The 17,608-nt window shown below is 45.7% G+C and carries 14 protein-coding genes; 5 read left to right on the forward strand and 9 right to left on the reverse strand.

Features of this window, described 5'->3' with window-relative positions:
• Positions 1-34: 34 nt before the first annotated feature.
• The 4 genes from ACFPFU_RS22225 to ACFPFU_RS22240 all read right to left on the reverse strand — a co-directional run bounded on the left by ACFPFU_RS22225 (position 35) and on the right by ACFPFU_RS22240 (position 3,544).
• Positions 35-1,381 carry a TolC family protein gene (locus tag ACFPFU_RS22225; RefSeq protein ID WP_377068287.1) on the reverse strand — a complete coding sequence of 449 codons (1,347 nt, stop codon included), beginning with the start codon at positions 1,379-1,381 and terminating at the stop codon, positions 35-37.
• A gap of 1 nt (position 1,382) precedes the next feature.
• Positions 1,383-2,057, reverse strand: a complete 675-nt coding sequence (locus ACFPFU_RS22230; RefSeq protein WP_377068289.1) for an ABC transporter ATP-binding protein — start codon at positions 2,055-2,057, stop codon at positions 1,383-1,385.
• A 344-nt stretch (positions 2,058-2,401) separates the two neighbouring features.
• Positions 2,402-2,926, reverse strand: a complete 525-nt coding sequence (locus ACFPFU_RS22235; protein WP_377068291.1) for a hypothetical protein — start codon at positions 2,924-2,926, stop codon at positions 2,402-2,404.
• Positions 2,927-3,244: 318 nt separating this feature from the next.
• Positions 3,245-3,544 (reverse strand): hypothetical protein, encoded by a 300-nt coding sequence (locus ACFPFU_RS22240; RefSeq protein WP_377068293.1) that lies wholly within the window; start codon positions 3,542-3,544, stop codon positions 3,245-3,247.
• Positions 3,545-3,913: 369 nt separating this feature from the next.
• On the opposite strand from ACFPFU_RS22240, the gene katG reads away from it, so the two are divergent.
• Entirely contained in the window at positions 3,914-6,169 is a 2,256-nt protein-coding gene (gene katG, locus ACFPFU_RS22245; protein ID WP_377068295.1) for a catalase/peroxidase HPI, read from the forward strand.
• Between the two features lie 153 nt (positions 6,170-6,322).
• Here the strand turns inward: katG and ACFPFU_RS22250 are convergent, their stop codons facing one another.
• Positions 6,323-7,282, reverse strand: coding sequence for a sodium-dependent bicarbonate transport family permease (locus ACFPFU_RS22250; RefSeq protein ID WP_377068296.1), 960 nt, complete (start codon positions 7,280-7,282; stop codon positions 6,323-6,325).
• On the reverse strand, positions 7,282-7,764 hold the full coding sequence (locus tag ACFPFU_RS22255; protein WP_377068298.1) for a hypothetical protein: 483 nt from the start codon (positions 7,762-7,764) through the stop codon (positions 7,282-7,284). Before ACFPFU_RS22255 ends, ACFPFU_RS22250 begins: the two co-directional genes overlap by 1 nt.
• An 81-nt stretch (positions 7,765-7,845) precedes the next feature.
• Here ACFPFU_RS22255 and ACFPFU_RS22260 point away from each other — a divergent pair, with 81 nt between their 5' ends.
• Positions 7,846-8,757, forward strand: a complete 912-nt coding sequence (locus ACFPFU_RS22260) for a LysR substrate-binding domain-containing protein (RefSeq protein ID WP_377068300.1) — start codon at positions 7,846-7,848, stop codon at positions 8,755-8,757.
• A 540-nt stretch (positions 8,758-9,297) separates the two neighbouring features.
• Here ACFPFU_RS22260 and ACFPFU_RS22265 read toward each other — a convergent pair.
• Positions 9,298-11,724 carry an ABC transporter permease gene (locus tag ACFPFU_RS22265; protein WP_377068302.1) on the reverse strand — a complete coding sequence of 809 codons (2,427 nt, stop codon included), beginning with the start codon at positions 11,722-11,724 and terminating at the stop codon, positions 9,298-9,300.
• Positions 11,725-12,482: 758 nt separating this feature from the next.
• Between ACFPFU_RS22265 and ACFPFU_RS22270 the strand changes: the two genes are divergently transcribed.
• The 3 genes from ACFPFU_RS22270 (at position 12,483) to ACFPFU_RS22280 (ending at position 13,764) form a co-directional block, all read left to right on the forward strand.
• Positions 12,483-12,944 (forward strand): GyrI-like domain-containing protein, encoded by a 462-nt coding sequence (locus ACFPFU_RS22270; RefSeq protein ID WP_377068304.1) that lies wholly within the window; start codon positions 12,483-12,485, stop codon positions 12,942-12,944.
• A 244-nt stretch (positions 12,945-13,188) separates the two neighbouring features.
• The gene (locus ACFPFU_RS22275) at positions 13,189-13,419 is read left to right on the forward strand and encodes a DUF433 domain-containing protein (protein WP_377068306.1); all 231 of its coding nucleotides are present in this window, start codon (positions 13,189-13,191) and stop codon (positions 13,417-13,419) included.
• A gap of 66 nt (positions 13,420-13,485) precedes the next feature.
• A complete protein-coding gene (locus ACFPFU_RS22280) occupies positions 13,486-13,764 on the forward strand; it encodes a DUF5615 family PIN-like protein (RefSeq protein WP_377068446.1) in 279 nt (92 codons plus the stop codon).
• A 108-nt stretch (positions 13,765-13,872) separates the two neighbouring features.
• On the opposite strand, the gene ACFPFU_RS22285 is transcribed toward ACFPFU_RS22280, so the two are convergent.
• On the reverse strand, positions 13,873-16,560 hold the full coding sequence (locus ACFPFU_RS22285; RefSeq protein WP_377068308.1) for a carboxypeptidase-like regulatory domain-containing protein: 2,688 nt from the start codon (positions 16,558-16,560) through the stop codon (positions 13,873-13,875).
• A gap of 167 nt (positions 16,561-16,727) precedes the next feature.
• The gene (locus tag ACFPFU_RS22290; RefSeq protein ID WP_377068310.1) at positions 16,728-17,552 is read right to left on the reverse strand and encodes a GLPGLI family protein; all 825 of its coding nucleotides are present in this window, start codon (positions 17,550-17,552) and stop codon (positions 16,728-16,730) included.
• Positions 17,553-17,608 lie beyond the last annotated feature (56 nt).

Here is a 17,608-nt window from a genome sequence, read left to right on the forward strand (position 1 = left end):
AGGCATTACCTGTATTTTTTCCCGTGTCACGAACTCAGTAAGAGGCGCCCTGTATTTCCAGCATACCCAACGCAAATTTCAAAATGATTTCCTGAAAATAGAGGGTATATAACGCCTGTGCATGATCAGACTGGGCGGTAACCAACTGCTGATTGGCTTGGGCCAGGTCCACAAAATTGCTGACCCCCAACCGGAACCTCTCTGAAATCGCTTTTTGGGCTTCTTCTGCCGCTGCAAGTTGGACTTGGGTGGCCTCCTGTCTTTTTATGGATGCTTTGTAGTTTTCATAGGCCAATTTGATGTCCTGGGGGATTTTCCGTTCCAACGCCTTTTTTTCCAAGAGCTGGTTTTGATATTCCAGCCTGCTTCTGGCCACATTTACCTTATTGTCAAAATTGTTGAAGATAGGAATATTTAAAGAAATGCCTATGGTCCGCTGGGGATACACAAGGAACAGCTGTTCGCTGATCACCCTTTCATCCAGGGAAGTAAAGAAAGTATTGTAGTTGAAAAAGGCGTTTACTTGAGGGAACATCATGGATCGCTGAACATTGACCATTTTCTTGTTGGCGGCCTCCAGAAGCTCCTGTTGTTTGTAATCCTTTCTGTGGCTCATGCCAATGGCGTACAGTTCCTCCAAAGGCAGTTCCAAAAATTCGCTTTCCTGTTTTCCAAGAAGCACCGGTGTTAAATCCGGTACCATCGCTGATTCAAGCTGAAGGGTCTCTGCAAGGGTCCAAAGGTCGGTTTCCCACTGTATCTTAGCATCCAAAGCCACCGTCTCCAATCTGGCTACCTCAGACTGCTGGTTGTACTGGTCTGAAAGGGTGCGCAGACCGGCTTTTACAAATCCTTCTATCTGTTCCAGCTGTTTTTTCTGGTTTTCCAGGTTTTCCAAGGCTATTTTATAAAGTTCTTCATCCAAAAGCACTTGCAGGTATTGTTGCGCAATATCAAATATCACCACTTCTGCTGTTCTGGCCAACGCGTTTTGGCCCGCCTCTTCGTAGTACACGGCCGCCTGTGTCTGGTGCAGCCTCGCGCCCCCATTGAAGATGGGCATCCGGGATTGCAAGCCGGATGAAATGATGTTGTTGATTTGATTGGTGACGATAAGCTGTCCCTCTACTTGCTGAAACTGCTGCCCGATTTGCTTGTAAAAGCTGTTATTGATGTTAAGATTGGGAAGATGCCTTAATTTTGCATTGGTCTTTTCCAATCGCAACACCTCTTGCTGGTTTTTAAGACTTTGGTAATTAACATTTTGCTTCAATGCAATTTCAACAGCCTCTTCGAAAGTAAGGGGAATAGTGTCCTGCCCCATTACATTCAGGGAGAAGGTCAGGGACATTACCATCGCCGTTATCAACACCTTTTTCATTTTATAAACTCAGATCCTGACTGATTTTTCCGTCCAACATATCAATTAACCGGGTGCCATATTCCGCGTTTTCCCTTGAATGGGTGGCCTGAATAATGGTGGTTCCCTCCTGGTTCAATTCCTGGAACACCTGCATGATTTCCTTCGCTTGGATAGAATGGAGATTGCCTGTGGGTTCATCGGCCAGCAGCACTCTGGGTTTTCCGGCAATCGCCCGGGCGATACCTACCAGTTGTTGCTGTCCTCCTGAAAGCTGCTCTGGAAAAAGGTCCTTTTTAGCCACCATGTTGAACCGGTCGAGCAATTCGGCAATGATGGACTTTCTTTCACTGGAGGAAACCTTGCGATACAGCAAGGGCGTCTCGATGTTTTCATACACCGTCAGTTCATCGATCAGGTGGTAAGCTTGAAAAATATGTCCAAATTCACTCTTATGAAGTGCGGCGCGTTCTTTGCTCTTCATGGAAGATACTTTTCTGTCACTGAAGGTATATTCACCTTCATATTCCTCATCCAGCAGTCCTAAAATGTTGAGCAAGGTGGATTTTCCCACCCCGGACGGCCCCATTAAGGTGACGAATTCTCCCTGCTGGATCGTAAGGTCTATGCCTTTCAATATAAAGACCCGCTGGAAACGGGCGTCTATGTATTTGTCGATGTTGTTTAGTTCAATCATAAAATGCTAACCGATAAAACCTTTAAAATTTTAATGTTTCTTAATCCACATCCATGCCATGAAGAATAAGGGCCTGTGAGGGATGTATCGCAGGTTTTAGATAAATTCAGGACAATTGATCCGAACATCTTTGTCCGCATGCGGACGTTTTTGGGTAGCTTGTACGGGTGCGACGGGAATTGTTTTGTCACAGGTCGGGTGCTTTATGTGGCGGTTTTGAAGCCGATCCATTTTAAAAAAGAGGTAACCCAAGGGTGTGTTCTGCACTAAAAAGTTGAACGACAAATGATCAAACATCTTAAGTTTTGAATCAATTGCGTCATTATGCAGGAAAGTTTCAGGTTTTACTTTTTGAGTTTCAGACTGATCAACATGTGGATAGCTTCTTCTGTGCCGTCTTCCGTCAAATCGATTTGTTCTTCCTCAGAAAAAGTAAGGGAAAGCCTGTTCTGGGAAAGCTCTTCTACGAGAAATTCCAATGTACTGTCTTCGGAGTGCATCAGTAAAATGCTGCTGTTGTCTTTCAGCTCATAAGTGCCCGTTTCGGTATCGGTGCCATCACTGACTTCATAGGTTCCGTCTTCATTGAATTCCAGCGTTGTCGACTGTAGATCCTCAGTACTCACATAACTGGCTATCAGCAGGCTTTGATAGAATTGGGCCTGCACTTCGTTCATTCCTAATTCCTCGACCAAAAAGGTTACAAAATCTTTATCATTGACGCGGGCCTCAATTTCATGGGAGTCATAACTCCAAAACCCCACGATGGTGGCGGCTAAGGGGCCATCGTCATCAGAACCGCTGCAAGCGTAAAATAGGGATGTGGACAAGACAGCGAACAGAAGGAATACAGAGCAGTTGTTTTTCATGATTGTTTTCTGTTAAATTTTGGGATAAAAGCCGACATGACACCCGAAAAAGAGCAGGCCGCGCGCGTCTAAAATCACATGTTTCGAAGGAAGGTTAATGTTCCCCTTACCGGCTCCGTGTTTTGAATGCGATGTGAATATAATCTTTATTTAAATATACGGAAATTTTATTCCTGTAATTTTTAGGCAGACCGGCCTAAGGGAAAGAAAAGATCAGGGTGACAATCTTTCCGACCGGATTTGACCCGGACTTTGGCTTCAAAGGGAAGGTTTTTTGGCTTTTACCCGGGAATGATCAAAAGGGCCGCCGGCTGTCTGTCATTGTTCCTTTAAAGAAAACGGATTTTCAGACCGTTTTCTGCTCCCTTTTTCGATGAATGTTATGGGCACAAATGTATCCGTAGGTGCCCCAATGTAATATACCGTCCAGTTGGGGTCATGTTTGGCCAACATTTCGGAGATACAGTCAGCCCGGTGGCCCTGGGGATTTTGGCATTCGTCCCAATAAAACAGTTCTACCTTGTAGTGGAGCGACTGTTTCTGGTTGTTGACAGTCACTTCAATGTTGATGTCCTGTTTTCCGGGGCCTAGAGGTATGGGTATGGCGATGTGGGTCATAGTAATTCGGTTATGATGATGTGAACGGTTTTCTGTTTATACCAAAAAACCATACCATATTCATGCCAGCTGAAACGTGGCATATAGGCCTTATTAGAAGTTTTTCCGGTGTTTTTTTTAGATGAGCCGAACATTTTCGGTCGGCCGCGGACAAATTTGTTCCGCCAGCAAGGGGGCATTTCCTATACGTGTTGCCGAAGTATATTTGTTGAAGGGAAGCCAAATAACAAATGAAAAAGAAAAATGATTTTATGATAGTTTTTTTCTATGGCTCATAGATATTTTGATTCAATAAAATTAGCTATTAAGCCTTTCTATTTTGTATTTTTAGATTATTCACTTTGATAAATCTAAAATATCCTGATGACTATGGAAAATAACAAAGACAGACACGTTGCTCCTGACACGCCCGTATGGGATACCAACGAGTCAAGACGGTGCCCCTTTTTACATGGGGCGGTAAAATCCACTGCAGGCAGCGGGAGATCAAACCGTGATTGGTGGCCAAATATGCTGAACCTTAAAATCCTGCATCAGCATTCCTCTCTGTCCAATCCGATGGGGGAGGATTTCAATTACGCGGAGGAATTTAAAAGCCTGGATTTTGCGGCAGTAAAGAAAGATCTTAATGACTTGATGACGGATTCCCAGGATTGGTGGCCTGCAGATTACGGGCACTATGGCCCCTTTTTCATCCGTATGGCCTGGCACAGTGCGGGAACCTACCGCATTGCTGACGGCCGTGGAGGCGCGGGCTCCGGCTCCCAGCGCTTTGCCCCCCTCAACAGTTGGCCTGATAATGCCAATCTGGACAAGGCGCGCCTGTTGCTGTGGCCCATAAAGCAGAAATACGGTAAAAAACTTTCCTGGGCCGATCTGCTGATTCTTGCGGGCAATGTGGCCCTGGAGTCCATGGGGTTTCAGACTTTTGGTTTTGGGGGTGGCCGCGAAGATGTATGGGAACCGGAAGAAGACATCTATTGGGGTGCAGAGGGAGAATGGCTGGGAAACAAAGAACGCCACGAAGGCGGTGTGCTGGAAAGCCCGCTGGCGGCATCCCATATGGGCCTGATCTATGTGAATCCAGAGGGTCCCAATGGTGTCCCCGATCCGGTGGAATCCGCCCATCACATCCGGGAGACCTTTGGCAGGATGGCAATGAATGACGAAGAAACGGTTGCCCTGATCGCCGGAGGGCACACCTTCGGCAAGACCCACGGAGCGGCCGATCCCCGTGAATATGTTGGGGCTGAACCCGCAGGTGCCGACATTGTAGAGATGGGGCTGGGATGGAAGAATTCCTTTGGCAAAGGCCATTCAGGGGACACCATTACCAGCGGCCTGGAAGGGGCCTGGACCACCACTCCTACTCAATGGAGCAACAACTACTTTGAAAACCTGTTTGGTTTTGAATGGGAACTCACCAAGAGCCCGGCAGGTGCCCACCAGTGGAAACCTAAAAACGGTGCGGGGGAAGGGACTGTCCCCGATCCGCATGACCCGACCAAGAAGCATGCCCCATTTATGCTGACCACCGATATTGCCCTGCGGATGGACCCTATCTATGAAAAAATATCCAGACACTTCTACGAACACCCGGATGAATTTGCCGAGGCATTTTCCCGGGCCTGGTTCAAACTTACCCACCGCGATATGGGGCCAATTTCACGCTATCTTGGACCGGAAGTGCCGGCTGAGGAACTGATCTGGCAGGACCCCATTCCCGCAGTGGACCATGAAATCATCGATGAGAGGGACATCAAAACTTTGAAAGCCAAGCTATTGGATTCGGGACTGTCCGTATCACAATTGGTGACTACTGCCTGGGCTTCCGCTTCCACCTATCGTGATTCCGATAAAAGGGGAGGGGCAAACGGTGGCCGGATCCGGCTGGCGCCTCAGAAAAACTGGGAAGTCAACAACCCCGGGAAATTGACCAAAATCATCAGTGTCTACGAGCAGATACAAAAGGACTTCAATGGCGAACAGGAAGGCAATAAAAAGGTTTCGATAGCTGACCTGATCGTACTGGGCGGATGTGCAGCCATTGAAAAAGCAGCCAAAGCTGCCGGCCATGAAGTGGAAGTTCCTTTCAGCCCCGGGCGTGCCGATGCCACCCAGGAGCAAACCGATGAGGAACTGTTCTCCATGCTTGAGCCGAATGCTGATGGATTCAGGAACTATTTCGGAAACCATGAAAACGTATCCGCATCAGCAGAGGAAATGCTCATAGACCGTGCACAACTGATGACCCTTACCGCACCGGAAGTGACCGTACTCATGGGTGGGATGAGGGTATTGAACACCAATTACGACCATTCCCGTCACGGTGTGTTTACCCAACAGCCGGAAGTGCTGACCAACGATTTCTTTGTGAACCTTCTCGATATGGGCACCACCTGGAAGGCGACCTCAGAAGCAGATGATGAATTCGAAGGACGTGACCGCAAAACAGGAGAGGTGAAGTGGACAGGGACCCGCGTGGACCTGATCTTTGGATCAAACGCCGAGCTGAGGGCCGTAGCGGAAGTCTACGCTTGTGCGGATGCCAAAGACCGTTTCGTAAGGGATTTTGTGAAAGCCTGGGACAAGGTAATGAACCTTGACCGATTTGATTTGAAATAAACCTATGCCTGCAGGTCTGGCATGGAAAGCATATCATTTTTAACCAGGATAAAGGCACCTTGAAAACAGGGTGCCTTTATATTTTAATCCCGATGAGTCCGCCTTCGGATTCAGTATAAAGGAAATCAGCATGACCTGTGATCATGAAGACAATTAATAATGCTCCGCTAAATAAAGATATATGGGCATGCCCACTGTAATATTAACCGGAAACGTAATGGCCAAAGCCATAGGTAAATATAGGCTGGGGTTGGCTTTGGGAGCTACTACTTTCATGGCAGCAGGAACAGCGATATAGGAAGCGCTGGCCGCGAGTATGGCAAACATAAAACGGTTGCCCACGTCCTGGGTGATTATTTGACTAATGATAGCAGTGATACAGCCATTAACCAATGGTACCAAAATCGCGAATCCCAGCACAAATTTGCCATGATGAAAAAAGTCCCCTAGCTTTTTACCACTACTGATACCCATATCCAGCAAGAAGATAGCCAGAAAACCATTGAAAATATCAGTGGTAAATGGTTTGATACCCTCTGCCTGATCGTCAGAAGCCAGCATCCCAATAAGCAGGCTACCCAAAATGATGACCACACTGCCATTGGTAAAAGCGTGTCCCAAGGAGTTTCTACTCACATGGGCACCTGTTTCACCATTGTACAGCCGCATGAGCGCAATACCAACTATAATTGCAGGGGCTTCCATCAACGCCATTATGGCTACCATATGGCCTCCAAAGTGTATTTCATGGATTTCTATATAGTTGACTGCGGTCACAAAAGTTACCGCGCTGATAGATCCATAAGCCGCACTTATGGCTGCTGCATTATAGGTACCCACCTTTTTTTTGAGAATAAAAAAGGTATAAAAAGGAATCACACAGGCAATTCCAATACCGAATACTACTGACCAGATGATTTCCATGGAAAAGTGGCTGTGAATCAATTCCTGTCCACCCTTGAACCCTATGGAAAAAAGCAGGTAAAGCGAAATAAACTTAGATGAATTGGCCGGTATCTTTAAATCACTTTTGATCATTACGGCTACCAATCCCAAAACAAAAAACAATAATGCAGGATTGGTTAAATTTTCAAGTAAAAGACTGAAACCCATTATCGTTTGACGGTTTCTAAAAGTTCGAATCGATATAACTCATTGTTCATCAGTATCAGTGCCCCGATGTTGATGGTATTTTGTTGGATAATGTCCCGCAGCACATGGTGTTCCATGATCTCTTGGCGCTGTTTTTTATAAGCACTCATCATTAAGTACAGTTGTTTTTCCTGAAGACTTTGAAAAGCATCGAAGTTGTCGAAATGCTGAATGTATAAGCGGGCAAATTCCTGTTCTGCACTGCTTCCGTATCCGACTTCATTTTCAAGGACTGATTTCACAAAGCGGTTTTGCAGGCTTCCGACAAAATAAATCTCCTTAACCGGTTGACTGGCACATTCCAAGTAAAGCGAGTCCGCCCAAATAGATTGTTTGAAATTGAATAATCCACCTAAATTTTGGTAGCAACTGATTTGAGTCCCAAACTGGTGATGCAAGCGTATGGCCATCCTATCGCTGGGACAAGTATAAAATATTTTCATATTCAGAAATTTTCCCAAAACTATATGGCTTTAATCATTAATAATAATTTATTTTGTTTATAATATGTATAAAAAATTATTATGAATTATACTTTACATCAGTTGCTGATCTTCAAAACCGTCGCCCATTTTGGCTCCATTACCAAAGCCGGCGAGTCATTATTTTTGACGCAACCTGCTGTCTCTCTTCAGCTTAAAAAGTTTCAAGAGCAGTTTGATTATCCGTTGATAGAAATAATAGGAAAGAAACTCTACCTGACCGATTTTGGCGGGGATGTGCTGCTGTATGCCCATAAAATTTTGGAAGAAGCAGAGGCCATTAATCAAATAACAGCCATCCGTAAAGGTGAGTTGGTGGGAAGGTTAAAAATAGCCATTGTGAGTACAGCCAAGTATATCATGCCTTATTTTCTTACTGATTTTTTAAAAAAACACCCACAGGTAGAACTGAGCATGGATGTGGCCAACAAAGCACGCGTTATACACAGCCTCAGGGAGAATCAAGCAGATTTTGGGATGGTTTCCCTTCTTCCTGAAGCGTTGGAGGTAAATGGTATAGAAATCATGGAAAACAAACTTTATCTTGTGGCCAACAGCGGATTGGCTGTTAAATCAAAAAATGCGGAAAAAATTTTCGCTGAGCACCCCATTATTTTTCGGGAGAAAGGTTCCGGCACACGTCTTACCATGGAACGATTTCTTATCAGCCAAAATATTACAGCAAATAAAAGCTTGGAACTTACCTCCAATGAAGCCGTGAAACAGGCAATTTTAGCAGGCATCGGCATCTCGGTTATGCCGCTTATCGGTATCAAGGAAGAGCTTAAGAGTGGTTTGTTGAAAATCATTGATATAAAAGGCTTGCCCATCAGCACCAAATGGCACCTGATTTGGCTCAAACAAAAAGAATTTTCCCCTGTCAATAAAGCTTTTATAAAGGAGTTGGAAAATAACAAAGATCAAATTGTTCAACGCTTTTTGCCCGTAATCTGAATAATTTGGGTTGTCTACATTAATCAATGGGCAATTAAGAATTTTGATTTGGCCAAACCAAAGTGGCCATATTAGGGGGTGGGTCTCGTAAACTGGACTGCATTCGAAAGGCAGAGATGAAGTAACGGATAGCAGAAATAAAACAAGCGGAGAAAATTATTGATGTAGTACCTGACAGAAAGTAAAAAAGGTGTCCGTTTTGGGATTTTTTTTCTTGGCAGGAGAAAGATATTGGCGGAGACTTTATAGGCTTTTTGCCTGATAAATGCTATATATTTACAGAAGTTTATTCCTCCAAAGGCTTCTGTATACTGATTTTAGTAAGCTGTTGATAGTCATAATGATTGAATTAGTGTTTGCATTTTATTAGATCGCTAAATCATTAGTTTTTCGCTCATGGTTCCAATCGATTCATTGATAATAATAGAACACAGATCCGCCAAGGCGGGACAAATAACACTGATTGATCTGATTTACACTGACTTTTATCTGCGACAATCAGCGTGATCAGCGTGATCCGCGTTCCCTTCTTCCAATCTGCTATTCATTTCTCAAACTATCCACTGGGTTTGCCAGCGCCGCCTTGACGGATTGGAAGCTAACGGTCATAAGGGCGATCACCAAAGCCGCCAGTCCCGCCAAGCCAAACATCCACCATTCGATATCGATCCGGTAAGCGAAGTCCTCTAGCCAGCGGTTCATGGCGTACCAGGCGATGGGAGTGGCGATGAGGATGGCGATCCCAACCAATATGACGAAGTCCAGCGACAGCATGGCCACGATGCCGGAAGCAGATGATCCCAGCACTTTCCGGACACCGATTTCCTTGGTCCGCTGCTGGACAGACACAGATACCATTCCCAGCAGTCCCAAGCAGGACAACAGGATACTCAGGCCACCAAAGGTTGTACTCAAAAACAAGGCCTTCCGGTCGTTCTTGTACAGCCGTTCAAACTCCACGTCCAAAAAGCTATAATCAAAGGGATGCTCGGGGACGAACTCTTCCCACACTTTCCTGGCATGGTCTAGGGCTTGCGGGACATTTCCCGCGTGTGCTTTGACCAAGTAGGAAGGCGCATTAAACGGATCTAAAGTGAAAACCACAGGGTCGATTTTCTCATGAAGGCTTTTGTGGTGGTAATCTTTCACCACGCCTATGACAGTCCCGCCCTCATCCCAATATATTCCTCCCGAAAAAACAGTACCTACGACCGGCTCCTTAAGCCCATATTCCTTCACAGCGGTTTCGTTCAGGATCAGGTTGTATTTGTCCGCAGAGTTTTCCATGTCAAACCAGCGACCGGAAAGCAGAACGAGATTGGCCATTTCCGCATAATCTTCATCTACCTGTATGTTTACGACATCGAGAGGGTCCTGGGCCTCAGCATATCCCAGCCATGTAATTTCGGTGGGATACTTCCGTTTGTCATCTATCATGGAAGCTCCGTTTACACGGGATACCGAGTGAATGGCGCTGCTGGCAAGCAATCTTGTCTTGACGCTGTTTGTCCTTGCTACATGTTTTTGGACAGCTTCATTATCTGACGATTTAAATCCAAGCTGAAATGGAACGTATAGTTTGAACACTTGTTCTTTTTGATACCCATCCGTCTGCTGCTGTATAAATACAAACTGCCGGTGAATCGTGACAATACCTACCATCATTACCACTGTAAAAACCAACTGTCCCGTGACAAGCACCTTTCGAAATCCTTGACGACTCATTCCTGCCAACCCCTGATTTTTAAGTAACCCTACAGGTTTCAATGTTGCCAACAGTAACGCAGGGTAAACGCCGGTCAACAACAGTACTGTTAGGAATACTCCCAGCAATAGTAGTGTAACCGGAAGGTCCAACAGGTTAAGTGTCAGATTCCTTTCTGAAAAGGCATTGAAATCAGGTAGAGCTATCAGCGCTACCAAGAGGGCAAATCCCATCGCCAGGGCAACGGCCAGCATGGTTTCCACCATTACTTGGGCAAACAATTGGTTTTTTGCCGCACCAACGATTTTTCGAATCCCGATTTCTTTCATCCGGAAACCAATCCGGGCGATGGAAAGGTTGACAAAGTTAACACCTGCTACTGCCAGTAACAGAATCGCCAGCACCGTAAAAATCCAAAGATTTCTGGGATTACCTTTGGCTATCACCGGGTTGCTCAACTCCTGTTTAAAATGCAAATCCATTAGAGGGATCAGATGGTTAATGTATATTTCTTTATTCCAGGGCTGATTGTTATGAAAGATGTTCGTGATTTTCCTCTCAGCTTGGGATACAGAGGTGTTTGGGAACAATTTGATAAACAATAATTGGGAATAAAATCCCCAGGTTTTGAGGTGGGCATCCGCCCCTTCCGTTTGGTAAACGGAGGTTGGAATCAGGGTGCCCTGTTGGAAAGAGGAATTTGCAGGCAAATCCTCAACCACGGCCCCCACCGAGTAGGCTACCGAGTCGATAGAGAATATTTGTTGCAAAGGGGGAGTGTCCCCGAAGTATTGGCGGGCCCTGGACGCGGTAAGGATGACAGAATGGGGATTGTTAAGAAAATTATCCAAACTGCCTTGGAGTACTTTGTAGTCAAACATGTTGACCCAATTGTTGTCCACGATCAGGGCATCATCCTCTTTAAAACGGTGGCCATTGATTTCAAAAATGTAATTCCGGGTATTCGTGTTGGCCATGGCGATTTGTTCAACTTCCGGCACAGTCTCGCCGATGACGGAAGAAGCAGCATAGGGAGACACCCCACTGCCAAAATATACACCACGTGCCGAGTCGTACGAGGTTAGCAGATAAATCCGTTCGACATCCTGATGGTAGTTGTCGTAACGAAGTTCATTTTGTCCCCATAGTAGAATGAGGATGGCTGCAGCCATGGCAACAGCAAGCCCTCCGATGTGCAGAAAAGTCGAGCCCTTACTTTGCCAAAGGTACCGCCAGGCGACTTTGAAGTGGTTTTTCAGCATGAGTATTTCATCTGTTTATAATTGTTTTTCAATGGTCAGATAGCCTGCCCCGAACTTGATTCGGGGGAACCTCGCATGCTTTATAATCATTCCTCTGTGTGTCGCTTGCATCATGCTTGGTTTCATATGATTATAATTTTTCTTTTCAGGCCAAAATTTGTCCCACACTGAGGGTCGGAATAGCTTGCCCCAGCCTGCCCCGAACCGGTTTTAGGGGAACTTGATTCGGGAGTACCTCGCATATTTTATAATCATCCGGTGTGCTCCGCATGCTGTTGCTATAGCTTTAGCGTAGGCACCCAGCTGGCGGATCATGCTCGGTTTCATTATTTCTTCTGGACAATACGGATAATCCATGACTGTGCCAAGACGAATGCCTGTTTTTTCCATATATGGAAAGACTTTTCATCGAAATTTGGTTAATGCCCGAACATTTTTGTCCGCTGGCGGGCGAAATGGTCGGGGAGCAAAGAGATGGGATAGTTATTTTTTATATTTTTTGGAAATATTGATTATCATTGATACCAGGTTTTATTTGGATCAAAAGGATATCTGTAGTTTAAAAGAAAGGACCACGGATTCCACAGATTTCCCCGGATTAGATAGATCTAAAAAAGAATCTGTGATAATCAGAGCAATCTGTGGTTAAAAAGAGAAAAGCATATTTTTATCATTTGCAAAATATAAATTCATTCTCATCTACCCAGGAATATTGATTGGATATTCTAGGTTCTTTTTATTGAAAGACACATTTGACGATGGAAACACAACAAAAGAAAGGATTTGTTTTGATAGGCATTCGGCATCCCGGCAAGACCACCAATGAGAACGGCCAATCCGGAATAGATTGCGGCAACCTCTGGCAGAAATTCGAAAAGGAAGGTTATGCTGCCAGAATCCCGGCAAGGGTAGGGGATGAGGTTTATGCCGTTTATTTTGACTACGAGGGCGACCATACGCAGCCTTTTGCCTATTTTATCGGCTGCAAAGTTCGCTCCGGTGTGGATGTGCCGGAAGGAATGGCCAAACTGGAAGTTCCGGCCGGGGACTATACGCTGGTCAGGGCCAAAGGCAAGATGCCGGACTGTATGGTCAATGCTTGGAAGGAGGTTTGGGAATCAGATATACCCAGGGCTTATGGGATGGATTTTGAAGTATATGGGGAGAAAAGCAGGGACTGGAGCAATGCGAAGGTGGCTATTTATCTTTCTGTCCGGTGAGTGTAAACCACGGATTACACAGATTCGCACAGATTATTTTTGGGGGACATTGCCTATGAATGTACATTGCTATGGGTGGGTTATGCGGAAGATTTTTGAGAATTATTTTTGAAATGTATATGTTTTAATCAATATATGTGGCTATCATAGGAAGAGATTTTATATTTGAAATAATATGGATGTAAACTGAAGGCTTTGTAGATAAGCGCTTCAATTTCTTTGTACCAGAACAATATTTAAGAAAATGAAAGATATGACGGGTAGGATTACAATTAATCCTGAAATCTGCAATGGAAAACCTACTATCAGGGGAATGAGAATCACTGCAAAAACGATTCTGGAATACCTGGCGGCTGGCGAATCCTACGAAAATATTCTCGACGCTTACCCCTCTCTGGAAAGGGAAGATATTTTAGCTGTTATTCAATTTGCTTCTAAAATGTTAGATCACGAAATTATCGCAAAGAGTGCCTGATAATCAATTGTATTTTTTGGTGGATGTAAATATGCCAAAAAGATTTTCATTCTTTAATTCCGAGAAATTTATTTTGTTTGTGATTTAGATACCCGAATGTCCGATTCAGAAATTTGGGAACATGCAAAAAGGCATCAATTAATAATATTAACAAAGGATACGGATTTTTTGGTAAAAAGCTTAAGAGATGACATTGGTCCCAAAGTCATACATTTTAAACTTGGTAACCTGTCGCTTTCTGAACTTCATAAATATTTTAGCGAATTTTGGTCATTGCTTGTCAAGGAAATTCGGTCAGCCAAAATAATCTTGGCCTACAGAGATCACATAGAAATCATCAAATGACAGATTATCTATTTTTCGTGCCCTCTTTATTAGTTAACTTTAGTTTCGTCGTGAGGAAATCGAGCTTTTCCACCAGGGCTTAGAAATTGATATATCTTGTTCCTACCGTCAGAGATTGTATTGCACGCTCAACAGCAGGTAACGTTTTTGTATAAAATAAGCATAGGTGCTGATCAGACTTTCATTGAAACTGTCGCGGCTGATGCTCTGGGTGTTGAGGGCATTGTAGAGGGAGGCTTTGAATTCCCAGGGGCTGTCTTTTTTACCATAAGTCAGGCCGAGGTTGAGTAAGCCAAACCGGCTGTCTGTTCCGGTGCCTTTGTTAAGATAACGGTTGTACTCATAATCCCCAGTCAACATCCAGTCAGGACGGAAAGCATAATGGATTTTAGCAAAGGGCTTGTTTGTTTCGAAGCTGTTTGCTGCCTGACCGCTGCTATAGGCGTTGCGCATCCATTCGTAGCCTGTCTCCAGATCCAGCTTTTTGAAAAAGGTGGTCATCAAGGATACGCCATACAGTTGGGTGAAGGATTGGTTTAAATTAGGCTGGTCGTTGACAAAGTTATGGGTGGAGGCAGCGGAGATGTTGGCCCTTCCTTTTGCCCTCCATTTGTCAAAACGCTTGTCTCCCTGAAAGCTGCCGGAAAGGGATTCATTGACCTGTTCGGCATGGATCAGGGTATTGACCCTGTCCAGGCCGATGAAATTTACCGAGGGCGCCAGATCATCACGTTTTCGCTGATAGGACAGGCTGCTGAAAACCGTAAAGGCGCTGAACAGGTTGTGTTGGTTATAGCTTAGATTATAGCGTTCGTAGAGACCGTTTTGTAGATTCCGGTTACCCAAAAACAGGGAATTATAATCCTTGATGACGGGCGCCATAGCCAGTTGTTGTACATCCACAAATTCGGCTTCCGTTTTGAACTGAAAAGTCAGGCTTTGGCTGCTTCGGGGTTGCCACCTGGCATAGAAATGGGGAAGGAGCATGTTTTTTTCAGTGAGGTTTTCTGTGTCTTCCTGCTGGTCCCTCAGCCGGAAATGATGGAAATTCATGCCCGGACTGAAGACAAATGCATTTATCCGGGTTTTATAGGAAACTCCCGCGAAATGGTCCTGAAATGTATAGGAGATGTCGTTGGCAAATGCCTCTCCGGGATCCAGGTCTTCTTCACCCGGATTTCTTTGCAGGATACCGGAGATCATCTCCTGTCCGGTCCATTGGGAGCCCAGGGTAAGATTGAGATGATTTCTGGGATTGAGGAGGTAATAGTAGTTGAACAGGGTTTCCTGCTTGTAGGTTTGCACCGCTACAGACTGCCATACGTGGTACAATTCACGGTCTGCCAGGGGAAGGATGCTGCCGAACGGTCTTTCCGTGGCCTGCAACTCCAGTATGGGATCCTGCATTTTGAGTTGAAGACCTGTTTCCAAGCTGAACACATGTTTTTCAAGCGGCGTAAAAAATGCCTGAAGCTGCTGTTCGAGGGTATAGGGGCGTTGCCGGGTATCTTCCGATATTTGGTTGTCAAAATTCTCAAAACGGGACCATTGGGAAGTCCTGTTATGTACCTGCACCAGTTTTCCAAAAAGACTGTATTTAATATAGGTTTCTTCTTTTGGGGTATAGGTAGCAGCGTATTTCAATATTCCTGATTGCTGAGCCACCTGGTTGTCAGCAGTGAGCTCTTCGTCGTTATCACCAGCCCGGATATAGGTACGCTGGGAAATGCTGGCCATCCGGTTGTCCGTCTGAGAGCCGATGAGAAATCCCGAGTGGCTCCATTTGGAACTGGGTTTATAATTAAAATTCAAGGCTCCTAGGTTGGTCTGTAACTCCACGGCGTTGTTTCGCTGGGCCATGGGAATACCTGCATCATCCGGCAAAAAGGATACCCGCCCACCTGATTGGCTTCCCAAGGCGCCGAGTCCTCCGCTGAACCTGAAGTAATCCTGTATGGTAAAAGCCGGCTCGCCCACGTTGTTGGTATCACCGATCAGGTTGATGCTGAATTTGGGGGTATAATAAAAAGCATTGGCGTGGGCCAGGTACCGGGATTCAGGGCCGGCGCCTGCAGTAAGATCGCCGAAAACCATGTTCTTTTTCCCTTCTTTCAGGGTGATGTTCAGGGCGAGGGTTTCGTCATTGTCCAATCCTCTGATAGGCGTTATCTCATTGAAATCCTTCAGCAACTGCACCTTGTCCACAGCATTGGCGGGAATGTTGGCGGCGCCCATTTTGGTGTCCCCGTCAAAAAAATCCTTGCCTTCTACCATGAGTTTGCTCACTTTCTGGCCCTGCACGCTCACCTCACCGTTTTCGTCCACTTCAAACCCGGGTAATTTCCCCAATATCTCGCCCAGCTTTCTCTCCCTGCCGCTGGCAAAAGCGTCCGCCTTATAGGTGATGGTATCGCCGGAAACCGTCACCGGCAGTTCATAGACTACCTCGGCGGTATCCAGTTCGTAGGCTTTGCTTGCAAGGACTGCCTCCATCGGAGAGGGGGCATTGCTTTCAGCGAGGATTTCCCTCTCCATGGTTTCATAGCCCAGAGAAGATATTCTCAGCAGGTATGGTTTGCTTTCCCGCAGGTTCAATTTGAATTTCCCTTCTTCATCGGTGACGCCGAAAGAGGCGATGGTTTGGGTTTCCGCGTCCAAGGCCAGAACATTGGCCAGCGGGATGGGGGAAGCGTCTTGGGTCACTACCTTTCCGAAGAAAGGAATAGTCTGACCCATGGCCAAAGGGCCGGATGCTGTCATAAACATCAAAAACAAAATCCGTAGGTGTAGTTTCATGTGGGATAAGGGGTAAAGAAAAGCGCGCAATGTCAAGCCGGAATGGGCGGGTCAAAAATTTCTTCCCGAAAGCCCGGGGACAAAGCCGCTAAGGAAATGTAAATTTCCTTGGAGCTTTGAACAATATCAACTACCCGTGATACGGGGATGGGGCTGGAAGGCCTCTGTCATCCGCCGGTCCGGATCTGTATGTTGCCTCCGGATCTGCCGCGGTATTTGTTGGTCATTTCCTGCATCTTTTCCCCTTCTATGGCGTTGTATTTAGCTACATCCACTGCTTTTCCTTTTTTGGGGCGGTCCACAGCTACTTTTTCCTGCGGGTCAAGGAGAATTTTGCTACAGGTGATTCGTCTGTTGTCCGCATTGAGTTCCATGATGAGGCCGGGTAATCCCCAGTACCTTTCCGGTCCGTGGCTCACGGGAATTTCAGGCGTGTACCAGGCTTCTACCTCGACTGTTTTTTTGGCCGTTTCCAGGGATTTTGACTCGGAGGAAAATATTTTTTCTTCCGTTTCCATCAAATACACGGCCCGCTGACAGGTATAGTGGCCGATTTGTTTGGTTTCCCCGGTGAGCTGCCATTCATAATGGGGGAGGTCATCTTTGATCAAAAACAGTTTGCCCATCAGTTCCCTGTTTTCTTCCATCACGCCTTTTTGAACATTTTTATAGAGCAGAGCATTTTCTCCTCCGGTCATGATCCTGACCCGCATTTCTCCGGCGGTGGCTCCGGCGGGCCCTTCATTAAGTGAGGGGATTTCTTTCCATGAAGCATTGGCCTGGTCAAATTTCAGTTCAAATTCCTTTTGAAGTTGGCGCTTGAGTTGCTGTTGGAGCTGCTCCCGCGCCTCGGGACTGAGCTTTGCATCGTCCATGTGAAGTTGGCGTTCTATCTGTACCTGATAGGTAGCTATCCCGCTGAGCTGACCCATCGTCTGGGTCCAGGAAAAGATAAACAGGGAGGCGATAAAGTATCTGACTTTTGTTTTCATATGTTTATAATTGTATAGCGCATTTGGATATACCCACAAATCAAAAAGGTCTGTTC

This window comes from Negadavirga shengliensis (assembly GCF_042652345.1).
Classification (GTDB): domain Bacteria; phylum Bacteroidota; class Bacteroidia; order Cytophagales; family Cyclobacteriaceae; genus Negadavirga; species Negadavirga shengliensis.